Genomic DNA, 9,847 nt, shown 5'->3' with positions numbered 1-9,847 from the left:
TGGGCGGCGGCTTCACCTGGGGCGCTGTTCTGGTTCGTTGGTAAGTTGCCAAACGGTCCGGTTTCGGTCCTTGACCTTGCCGGATCAATTACTTAGGCTCTGCGGCTGTTGTGCCGATTTTATGTTTGAACTGATGGGACGGTCGCATGGGGGGAAAGACACTTACGCGCGCCGACCTTGCCGAGGCCGTCTACCGGAAGGTCGGTCTGTCGCGGACTGAATCCGCGGAGCTTGTCGAAGCGGTGCTGGATGAAATCTGCGAGGCCATCGTTCGTGGCGAGACGGTGAAATTATCGTCATTCGCGACATTCCATGTCCGCTCCAAGAACGAGCGTATCGGGCGCAATCCCAAGACGGGTGAAGAGGTGCCGATCCTGCCGCGCCGGGTGATGACCTTCAAATCGTCGAACGTGCTGAAGAACCGCATCCTGCGTTCTCACCAGAACAGCAAGGCCAAGGGCGGCAAGTAGCCTCCCAAGGTGCGTCCATTGTACGGTTGAAAACCGGCCCCGCCATGACGCCGGGCTTGAATATTGTTTCACAAACCGCTGAAATAAGGCCCGATTCGGCAGCATGGCCGGATTGGTGTTCTGCGTAAGATCCATTCCGCGCAAACGGAATGAGCTTTCTCTTGGTTGAGCGTGATCCCGTCTGAAGACCGTTCCGGATCACGCTCCAGCGTGAGGATTTCGCCCATGGACAAGAGCCCTGACGCCTTCCGTACCATCAGCGAGGTCGCCGAAGATCTCGACCTGCCACAGCATGTGCTGCGTTTCTGGGAGACGCGCTTCAACCAGATCAAGCCGATGAAGCGTGGCGGCGGCCGCCGCTACTACCGCCCGCAGGACGTCGAATTGATCAAGGGCATCCGTCACATGCTCTATGACCAGGGCTACACGATCAAAGGCGTGCAGAAGCTGCTGCGCGAAAACGGCAATCATTTCCTGGTCGCCATCGGCAATGGCGACATGGCCGCCGTCGAGGCGATCTCGCAACGCAAGCAGGCCGACCAGGTGCCGTTGACGCCGGCGGCGCAGCCACGCGGCGGGGACGATGAACTGGTTGGGCAGCCAAGGGTCAAGCCCAGCCGGCGCTTTTTCGGCCTCGGCAAGGGCGATGAGGAAGGTCCGGTCCAGCCGGATGCGTCGAAACTCTCGCGCGACAACCGAGCGCTGCTTCAGGAGGCGCTGTTCGACCTCCTGGAATGCAAACGCCTGCTCGACCAGGTGCGCTGACCGGCGCACGAAGGCTCCGGTGCGCAAACCGGAACCCGCCTGCGGGTGAGGCGTTACGTTTCCTTCTGCAAATGAAGGAAGCACGTCATGGCATCGTTCTCGACCCTTTCGGATATTGACCTCGACAGGCAGGTCGAGGCTCTCTCCAGGGAATTGGCAGCGCTGAAAAAGGCCGTCTCCAGGCGGAGCGGCGCCTACTACGAAGACGGTCGTGACGCCGCGCTCGACACCTATTCAGATCTGGCCGGACGCCTGCGCGATGCCATGCCGGCGATCCGCAAGCAGGGCAGGGCGATCGAAAAGTCGGCCCGTGACCATCCGGCGGCGGCCGCGGCGGTCGGTCTTGTGGTGCTCGGCCTGGTTGCCAGCCTGCTGTTCAGCCGGCGCTGAGGCGCGTCCCTGCGAGCCGAGCGCAAAGCGCGTCGGCATAGAGGGCCACGGCACCTTTGTGGCGCCGCCGCAGGACGCGGATCGGTCGAACCGCCAGAGCCGCCCGATCTGGCCGGCGAACGCCGGACCGATACGGCCCGCAATCGAGCCTCTTGAATCAGGAGAAGACCAGCCTTGAACAGGGAAGCCAAGGCCGGTCTTCTCATTGGCAATCCCGGTACTTAGGCCTTGTTGCCCATCTTCTTCATGTGGTGGTGGTGATGATGGTGGTGGTGATGGTAGCGATGGTGGTGGCGATGATGATGGTGATGACGATGATGATGCCTTGCCATCGTGGCCGCATCCGCGCTCGTTGCACCGATCACCGGCACCGTGAAAGCAAGCGCGACTGCAAGCCCGAGGGCCGAGAGGAGGGACTTCTTCATGGATCGTTTCCTTCTTTTCGCAGGCAGGTATGAAACGGGCCGACAACCCGACCGCCGCGATGGCGATTACGCTCCTCGATTTTTTCGTCAGTATTTCCCGATTGTAGAATTTTGTTTCTGGACTATTTCCGGGAAATCCAGGCTTTTCGCCGTCTTCATCCCGCAGGCCAAAAGCCGCGTTTTGCCGCGGGTTTCCACTACATCGGCGGTACCACGCCTTTGTTTCCCACCACGACGCGGCTGGAGCTCAGTGTGCCGTTGGCCTCGCGCTGCGCGGTGACGAAGACCGTTGCGCCTGGCTTGAGATCGGTCGGCGTGGCCGGGGCGAAGGTCACGACAGGCGTGCTGTCGGGTATCGAGATCTTCTTGGTCTGCCCATTGTCGTAGGTCAGCGTGACGGCTCGTCCGTTGATGTCGGTGACGTCGGCGACGGTGCCGTTGGTCATGCGGCTGTTCGGCTGCAGGTCCCATGGCCGATCACCCTCGCCGGTGCCCTTCAGGGCCGCCGGAAAGACCACCACTTCCAGCGCGCCGCTGCCGCTATCCGCCTTCGAGACGGAGGCGATGCCGAGGAAATCGCCCTGCTTGATGTCCTTTATGGAGGCGCTGGCGACGCCTGAAACCTTCCAGCCGGCATTGAGTTTGATCGCCGAGGTCTCACCCTGGCGGGTTTTCACCGTGAGCAGCGATGGTTCGAAACTGACGACCGTGCCGCGCACGCGCAGCGCGTCCGCCGCCCGGGCGGCAGCCACGCCGGCGCCGGAAAGCATGGAAATCGTGCCGAGCACGAGGAGGGATGTCTTGAGCTTCATTTGCGTATGTCCTTCTAGGAAAAAGGCTGGCCAGGAAAAGGCTGGCAGGAGCCGATCGGCTTTCACGCCGGCAACGCCAGGACAACGAATGGGCGTGGCCAAAATGCCGAGCAAAAGGGTGGTTCGGCGTTCAAAACAACTTGATCGGGACGAGATGGCCGGGACGCCGCGCGCCCCCCCTGCTTCACGATAGCGTGACGGTCTTTTTGGGACTTGGCAAATCGCCGCCGAGCGGGCATCTTCCCATCGTCTCAGGCAACATCCCATTTTGATCAAACTCTTTCAGCCAACGGAGTTGCCAATGCCCAAAAATGCAAAAAGCCATGCCCTCTCCGAACCGTTAGCCAGTGAGATCGGGCAAGATTACAGTGCCCTCAAGGCCATGCGGGAAACCCGCGGATACAGTTTGGAAGAGCTTTCCTTGACGTGCGGCCTGTCGGTCGACGAAATCGAGGACATCGAGAACGGCAGGGCAGCCGATCCGGCGAAGCTGCGTCGTATTGCGTCCGCGCTTCGGCTTCCTCAGGACACTCTCATTGCTTCGGCAGCCAGCACTCCGGCCGCACAAGGCCGACCCCTGGCATAAACCAGTGCCAGGCATGCCCGAGAAACCCGCCAAGGCCCCTTGGCGGGTTTCTTGCTGATGCCATAGGGGTTTTACCGCCGACCGGGCTTGCCGACTTGCAAATCGCACGTGTTTATACGCGCGGCATCCTTGAACCCTGGGGGGTTTCGATATGAGCCTGGAATCCGTTCGTGCGTTCTTCGCCGCTCATGCGCCTGATATCGAGGTCATCGTCACGGAAGCGAGTTCGGCGACCGTGACGCTGGCGGCGCAGGCGCATGGCGTGTTGCCGGCGCAGATCGCCAAGACAATCTGCCTTCGCGTCGGCGACCGCACCATGCTGGTCGTGACCAGCGGCATCGCAAGGTTGGACAACCGCAAATTCAAGGACCAGTTCGCCGGCAAGCCGCGCATGCTGGACGCGGAGGAAGTCGTCGCCGCCACGAGCCATCCGGTCGGTGGCGTCTGCCCGTTCGGCCTGCCGGCGCCCCTGCCGGTCTATTGCGACGTATCGCTGCGCGAGTTCGACGAGGTTGTCCCCGCCGCCGGCGCCACCAACGCGGCGGTGCGGATTACGCCGCGGAGGATGGTCGAGCTTACCGGTGCTGAATGGGTGGATGTCTGCCAGGGGTAGGGTCGCGACGGGCTGAGCTGTCGCCCTAATCGACCAATGGCGTCATGAAAACCAAATACGAATAGGGGAGCTCCTTGCGGGCTCCCCGTGACGCCTAGATGCTGAAGCTCAGACGGCTAACTACTGACGCATTCCGAACTTGTAGGTTAGCCTGGCCATCACGGCATCGACCTTTGCCTTCGTGCGATACGTCTCAGGATTGTCACCGAGGTGCCCGTCATCGTAAACGTTGTCGCCCGTGCTCGTCTTATGACCGAGGTCAATGTGGGTGTAGTCCACGCCCAGCGAGAGGTTGTTCGTAAGGGCATAGTCGATGCCGGCGCCGAGCGCATAGCCGTTCTGCCACTCATTCTTCTCGTAGGACACGAGAGCGTCATTGTCTCGGGCGCGGAAATCCACCTTGCCGCCGGCATAGCCCGCCTTCGCGTAAATCAGCACGCGATCGAAGGCGTAGCCGACACGGCCAACGATCGTGGCATAATTCGAGATCTTGGCGGTCTCGGTGTCACTGTCCGAATAATAGGGGCTCGTGATGGTTTTGCGGATGCCCGTTGCCGTCCAGGTCGCCTCGCCGCCCAGAACGAATTGCCCCCACTGCCATTGCGCGCCCGCATGGATACCCCCGGCTACGCCGGCTTTGTTGAAGTCAAAGCCCTCTGTTCCGGCCGGAACGAGCTCGGTGAAAAAGCCGCCGTTTGGCTCGGTCATGTCCGTCGCCGTGATGTCACCATTGGCAACGCCGATATGGCCGCCGGCATAGAAACCGTTCCAGTCATAGGCCGACCCCGCAACCGGGGCCACCACGTCCGCTGCTGAGGCAGTGCTTGCCGACAGGGCGGCAACAGCGAAAACTGCTAAGAACTTATTCACGTATTTCTCCCAGCCCAAGTAATTCCCCCATCCATGACAATAGCCGGGACAGTGTAAAAAGTATGTGACCTTTTTGCAACTAGCTGTATTTTGCCTTGGCCCAATCTTCCATCGATCACTGTGCCTACACTGACCTGACACTTCCAGGCGCAAATCGAGCCCAGTAAAGGGCTCGTAGAGCGCTCGGCCCCGAAATCCGCATATCAGTCAACGGGCCAGATCTTCACCAGTAGAGCGATTCCTTGAGGAAGATGTCAGGTGTGCGGTTTTCATTCGGGCATGAAAAAGCCCGCACCCAAAGCCGAGGCGCCTTTCCCGGCGGAAAAGACAAAACGAAGGGGTTTGCGTCGCATGCATTGCCACTCGGGCTCGAGTCGCCGACAATGACTGGCGTGCCGTTTACGGCGGCGATTTCGTCGAAACTGACATACTCGTTTGTGTGTATGACTTTTCCATCGACTGATAGCTGATCCTGAGTTTGATCAACCTTGTTCTTCAGTATCGAAATGTCATGTCCGAACGCACGGAGTTCCCCACCAGAGGCGGCTGCAGTTCGATGCACCATGGAATATGCACGCCAGAGTAGCGCGACAGATCACCATCTCGAATCCCCCTACATACCCGTCGATGGTCGCAGGAAACACTCGGAAATCAATGAAAGAGCTCAAAGCAGCTCTGTTACTCCATCAGTCATCCTGCGAAGTACGCCGGAACTGAGAGTAGGACTTTGGGGGCAAGTCCTTGTTCTAAAATGGTCGGAGTGGCCGGATTCGAACCGACGACCCCTTGACCCCCAGTCAAGTGCGCTACCGGGCTGCGCTACACTCCGGACCGGTCGCGATGTATCGTGATAACCCCGCTCGGGTCAACCGAAATTCGGCGTTTATTATGTTGCCGCGATCGCAGGTGTCGATGAGCGGCGCAATACCGGCCGCAACAGCCGCTGATGGCGGTATTCGAGCGCGATGGCGCCCCAGATCAGGCCTAGCAGCAGGTACATGTGGCGCCAGTGGTCGATGTCGATGAAGGTGCCAAGCCCGACATTGCCGATGAAGGCGACATAGGCGCACAAGAGATAGGGCTGCCACGGCCGGTCGCGCAGGAGGATGCGGAACCCGGCTGCGATCGTCCACAGGACGAGCGTCAGAAACGACACGAAACCGATCCAGCCATAGTCCATCAGCATCTTCAGCCAGATGTCGTGCGTGTCCTCGCCGAAGATCGTGCCGAAGACCAGTGGCCCGATGCCGAACGGATGCTCCATCGCCATCTGGAAACCGATCGTGTAGCGGGCGAAGCGGCCGAGGCGGGCGGTGTCGTAGCTCTGTTCGAGATGCGCGCGGTTGGAGAACATTTCCGACACCCCGGGCAGCTGCAGGATGACGATGATGGCGATCGTCAGCAGCGACAGCGCGGCGACGGTCATGATCACCACGCGCAGCCGGAACATGCCGCTGGCGCTCTGCAGGAACAGGCAGCCGGTGAGCAGCACCGCCGAAACCGCGAACATGCCCCAGGCGCCGCGCGAGAACGAGAAGAAGATGCCGGCGGTGATGATCAGCAGCGGTGCCGCCAGCAGCGGCATGCGCGAAACCGAACCGGTCAGGATCAGGTAGAGCAGGTAGATGCCGGGCAGCACCAGGAACGGCCCGAATACGTTCGGGTCCTGGAAGGCGCCGGCGGCGCGGTCGTATTTGGTGAACATCTCGGCGCCGGGGAAGGCGTGGAAATAGCCTGCTATGCCGAGCAGCGAGGTCATCACGGCGGAGATCACATAGGCAATGAAGATCAGCCGGTAGAGGCCTGGCTGCGTGGCTGTAACCGAGGCGAAGAACACCGCGCTGAAGGCGAGGAACAGCGACACGGCAAGGTAGAGCGGCGTGTTGGCGAGATCCGCCATCTGCGTCATCGAAATCATGCCGCCGATGTTCATAGTCACCAGCAGTACCAGCAGCGGCAGCGCCGCACGGGAGATCCTCATGCCGAAAAGAGCCCAGATAGCGATCAGCCCGGCCATGTAGAGTTCATAGGGCGCTGGTTCGCTGATGACGAAACCGGACAGCAGGATGCCCAGCACGACCGCCCCCGAAGAGATCATCGCGATCAGCTTGGCGTTGACGGCGGCCTGCGGCAGCTCAATGGAGGTGGCGCTCAATAGGCGTTTTCCGTGTTGAGCAGGCGGATCGGTGTCAGGAACAGGATCCTGAGATCGAACAGCAGCGACCAGTTCTCGATGTAATAAAGGTCGTATTCGGTCCGCATACGGATCTTCTCGTTGGTATCCATCTCGCCGCGCCAGCCATTGATCTGCGCCCAGCCGGTGACGCCGGGCTTGACCTTGTGGCGGGCGAAATAGCCGTCGACCACTTCGTTGTAAAGAAGGTTGTGCGACTGCGCGGCGATCGCATGCGGGCGCGGACCGACCAGCGACAGCGAGCCCAAAAGCGAGTTGAAGAACTGCGGCAATTCGTCGATCGAGGTCTTGCGGATGAAGCGGCCGACACGGGTGACGCGCGGGTCGTTGCGGGTCACCGTCTGCTTGGCGGTCGGGTCGGAGCGATCCGTGTACATCGAGCGGAACTTGTAGACCTCGATGATCTCGTTGTTGAAACCATGCCGCTTCTGGCGAAACAGCACCGGCCCCTTGCTGTCGAGCTTGATGGCGATGGCGGTGGCCAGCATCACCGGCGAGAACACGACGATGCCGATCAGGCTGAAGATGATGTCGAAGGCGCGCTTGGCGACCGAATCCCAGTCGTTGATCGGCTTGTCGAAGATGTCGAGCATCGGCACCGAGCCGATGTAGGAGTAGGCGCGCGGACGAAACTGCAGCGCGTTGGAATGCGCGGACAGGCGGATATCGACCGGCAGCACCCACAGTTTCTTCAAAAGCTGCAGCACGCGCGATTCGGCGGTCAGCGGCAGCGACACGATCAGCATGTCGATGCGGGCGATGCGTGCGAATTCGATCAGCTCGGAAATGGTGCCGAGCTTGGGATAGCCGGCGACCAGCGGCGGCGAGCGCTTGTCGTTGCGGTCGTCGAAGATGCCGCAGATGCGGATGTCGTTGTAGGGCTGCTTCTCGACCGAGCGGATCAGGACTTCCGCCGCCTTGCCGCCGCCGACGATGACGGCCCGCCGCTCCATGCGGCCATCGCGTGCCCAGCGACGGATCAGCCGCGACATCACCAGCCTGAGGCTGAAGAGGCAGACGAAGCCGACGACGAACCACGTGCCGAACAACAGGCGCGAATAGTCCTGCGACATCTTCATGGCGAAGGCTGTCAAGGCCATCAGCGCGAAGGCGCCGGCCCAGACCAGCAGGATGCGGCCGAAATTGGCGATAGGCCGCATCAGGGACACGACCTGGTAGCAGTCGGTGACGTCGAGCAGCACCACGGCCAGGAATGACGCGGCGGCGATCGTCAGCGGATATTGCCAGGCGAGATAGTTGAAGAACCCGACATAGTGGAAATAGACGCAGAGGCCCGAAACCAGAAGCACCCCGAATTCGACCATGCGCAGGACACCGCTGACCATGATCGGCGACATCGTGTCCCGTCGGTACTGCGAGGCGACCTGCCGGGCAACGTCGTTCATGCCGCCGGGCGCATTGCCCTCGGCCGGAATGTCGAGTTTACGCACTGCTTCTGGTGAAAAGCGGCGCGCGGGGTCGATCTCATTCATGGAACAGTCCGCAAGCTTCCCCAGGGTGATTAGCAAAAGAGAGCTAAGAAACCCTTGAAACAACGCATGGCTTTGGAAGGGCCTGGGCCTACTTGTCGAGCGCGGCGAAGTAGGCCTTCTCGATTTCGGCGGCCATGACGTCGGCTCCGAAGCGCGCCCTGAGGCTGGCATCGTCGGGCATCAGCTTGCTGTAGGCGGCGAGATCGGTCAGCGCCTGGCTCATCTTGTCGGCGAGTTCTGTCGGGTCGGGTCGGATCAGGGCAGGGGAGTTTGAACCGAAAATCTCCGGTATGCCGCCGACGGAGGTCGCGATCATCGGTCTTGCCGCGGCAAGCGTTTCCAGCACGATGTAGGGCATGGCTTCGGCCCGCGAGGGAACCACGACGAGCGCCGCCAGCCCAAACGCCTCCCGGGCCGGCATCGGCGGCAGGAAACGGACATGGCCTTCAAGACCGAGGCGCTTCACCTGTGCGTGGTAGCGCGGCAGGTCGTCGCCATCGCCCACCATCACCGCGCTCAGCGCGCGGCCGAGCCGGGGTCCGGCGAGGGCGAGGGCATCGATGAAGATGTCGGGTCCCTTGAGGTCCCGCATCATGCCGATATAGAGCAGGTCCGCCGCGTCGGCGCTGGGGACAACCGGCTCGAATTCGGTGGCGCGAAGTCCATTGTAGGCCAGCGTGTTCGGGATCGGCGGCTCGCCGACCTTCCTGCGATAGGTCAGCCGCTCGTAGTCGGAGACGAACAACAGGCAATCGGTGAAGCGCGCCATGATGCGCTCGAGCGCGAAGAACAGCTTTCCGGTGACGGTGCTCTCGTCATAGTGGAGAGAGCCGCCATGCGGCGAATAAAGGCGGGCTACGCGAGACCTTGATACCCGCAACAATGAGCCGAACAGACGGGCATAGGCACCACCCTTGGCGCCATGCCCGTGCAGAACGTTCGGCTGCAATTCCTTGATGATCCTGTAGGTGCGCCGGGCCGAGGCGAGGTCGCCCAGGCCGACATGGCGCTGCATTGGCGTGCGATGGATGCCGAGCGCCAGCACGTCCTTCATCTGCTCGAACAGGCGCTCCTCGAATTCGCCGCCCGTCGTCGAATCGCAGACGATGCCGACCGCATGACCGGCGGCGACCTGGGCTTCGGTCAGGTCGCGCACATGCCGGAAAATTCCTCCAACGGGTGAACGAAAGCAGTGGACGATCCTGAGCTTGTCCGCCACGTGGTGCCGG

Annotated in this window: 11 protein-coding genes and 1 tRNA gene; 5 read left to right on the top strand and 7 right to left on the bottom strand. The window is 61.4% G+C overall.

Annotation, left to right across the window (positions count from 1 at the left end; translation table 11 throughout):
• Window positions 1–146: 146 nt before the first annotated feature.
• The 3 genes from LB568_RS13685 (at window position 147) to LB568_RS13675 (ending at window position 1,625) form a co-directional block, all read left to right on the top strand.
• Window positions 147–470, top strand: coding sequence for an integration host factor subunit alpha (locus LB568_RS13685; RefSeq protein WP_010915609.1), 324 nt, complete (start codon window positions 147–149; stop codon window positions 468–470).
• A gap of 225 nt (window positions 471–695) precedes the next feature.
• Complete coding sequence (locus tag LB568_RS13680; protein WP_013895974.1) at window positions 696–1,235, top strand: MerR family transcriptional regulator; 540 nt, start codon at window positions 696–698, stop codon at window positions 1,233–1,235.
• Window positions 1,236–1,322: 87 nt separating this feature from the next.
• On the top strand, window positions 1,323–1,625 hold the full coding sequence (locus tag LB568_RS13675) for a hypothetical protein (protein WP_140571357.1): 303 nt from the start codon (window positions 1,323–1,325) through the stop codon (window positions 1,623–1,625).
• 622 nt (window positions 1,626–2,247) lie between these two features.
• On the opposite strand, the gene LB568_RS13670 is transcribed toward LB568_RS13675, so the two are convergent.
• The gene (locus tag LB568_RS13670; RefSeq protein ID WP_224730405.1) at window positions 2,248–2,862 is read right to left on the bottom strand and encodes a hypothetical protein; all 615 of its coding nucleotides are present in this window, start codon (window positions 2,860–2,862) and stop codon (window positions 2,248–2,250) included.
• A gap of 301 nt (window positions 2,863–3,163) precedes the next feature.
• Between LB568_RS13670 and LB568_RS13665 the strand changes: the two genes are divergently transcribed.
• On the top strand, window positions 3,164–3,448 hold the full coding sequence (locus LB568_RS13665; RefSeq protein ID WP_224730404.1) for a helix-turn-helix domain-containing protein: 285 nt from the start codon (window positions 3,164–3,166) through the stop codon (window positions 3,446–3,448).
• A gap of 151 nt (window positions 3,449–3,599) precedes the next feature.
• A complete protein-coding gene (locus LB568_RS13660) occupies window positions 3,600–4,061 on the top strand; it encodes a YbaK/EbsC family protein (protein ID WP_013895969.1) in 462 nt (153 codons plus the stop codon).
• A 120-nt stretch (window positions 4,062–4,181) separates the two neighbouring features.
• Here LB568_RS13660 and LB568_RS13655 read toward each other — a convergent pair whose 3' ends face one another.
• The 6 genes from LB568_RS13655 to LB568_RS13630 form a co-directional block, all read right to left on the bottom strand.
• Window positions 4,182–4,931 carry an outer membrane protein gene (locus LB568_RS13655; protein ID WP_224730403.1) on the bottom strand — a complete coding sequence of 250 codons (750 nt, stop codon included), beginning with the start codon at window positions 4,929–4,931 and terminating at the stop codon, window positions 4,182–4,184.
• A gap of 223 nt (window positions 4,932–5,154) precedes the next feature.
• A complete protein-coding gene (locus LB568_RS13650) occupies window positions 5,155–5,496 on the bottom strand; it encodes a hypothetical protein (RefSeq protein WP_224730402.1) in 342 nt (113 codons plus the stop codon).
• Window positions 5,497–5,683: 187 nt separating this feature from the next.
• Window positions 5,684–5,760 (bottom strand) — tRNA-Pro (locus tag LB568_RS13645).
• 57 nt (window positions 5,761–5,817) lie between these two features.
• Window positions 5,818–7,086, bottom strand: coding sequence for an O-antigen ligase family protein (locus tag LB568_RS13640; RefSeq protein ID WP_224730401.1), 1,269 nt, complete (start codon window positions 7,084–7,086; stop codon window positions 5,818–5,820).
• A complete protein-coding gene (locus LB568_RS13635) occupies window positions 7,083–8,618 on the bottom strand; it encodes an undecaprenyl-phosphate glucose phosphotransferase (RefSeq protein WP_140573367.1) in 1,536 nt (511 codons plus the stop codon). Before LB568_RS13635 ends, LB568_RS13640 begins: the two co-directional genes overlap by 4 nt.
• Window positions 8,619–8,706: 88 nt before the next feature.
• Window positions 8,707–9,837 carry a glycosyltransferase gene (locus LB568_RS13630; protein WP_140573368.1) on the bottom strand — a complete coding sequence of 377 codons (1,131 nt, stop codon included), beginning with the start codon at window positions 9,835–9,837 and terminating at the stop codon, window positions 8,707–8,709.
• Between the last annotated feature and the right edge of the window lie 10 nt (window positions 9,838–9,847).

It is taken from the genome of Mesorhizobium sp. B263B2A, from assembly GCF_020165775.1.
Classification (GTDB): domain Bacteria; phylum Pseudomonadota; class Alphaproteobacteria; order Rhizobiales; family Rhizobiaceae; genus Mesorhizobium; species Mesorhizobium opportunistum.
This window is presented reverse-complemented; position numbering and strand designations above follow the sequence as displayed.

Bases quoted from the DNA above. Each gene is read 5' to 3' on its own strand.
- LB568_RS13685 (WP_010915609.1), top strand. From the start codon at position 147: ATGGGGGGAAAGACACTTACGCGCGCCGACCTTGCCGAGGCCGTCTAC.
- LB568_RS13680 (WP_013895974.1), top strand. From the start codon at position 696: ATGGACAAGAGCCCTGACGCCTTCCGTACCATCAGCGAGGTCGCCGAA.
- LB568_RS13675 (WP_140571357.1), top strand. From the start codon at position 1,323: ATGGCATCGTTCTCGACCCTTTCGGATATTGACCTCGACAGGCAGGTC.
- LB568_RS13670 (WP_224730405.1), bottom strand. From the start codon at position 2,862: ATGAAGCTCAAGACATCCCTCCTCGTGCTCGGCACGATTTCCATGCTT.
- LB568_RS13665 (WP_224730404.1), top strand. From the start codon at position 3,164: ATGCCCAAAAATGCAAAAAGCCATGCCCTCTCCGAACCGTTAGCCAGT.
- LB568_RS13660 (WP_013895969.1), top strand. From the start codon at position 3,600: ATGAGCCTGGAATCCGTTCGTGCGTTCTTCGCCGCTCATGCGCCTGAT.
- LB568_RS13650 (WP_224730402.1), bottom strand. From the start codon at position 5,496: ATGGTGCATCGAACTGCAGCCGCCTCTGGTGGGGAACTCCGTGCGTTC.
- LB568_RS13635 (WP_140573367.1), bottom strand. From the start codon at position 8,618: ATGAATGAGATCGACCCCGCGCGCCGCTTTTCACCAGAAGCAGTGCGT.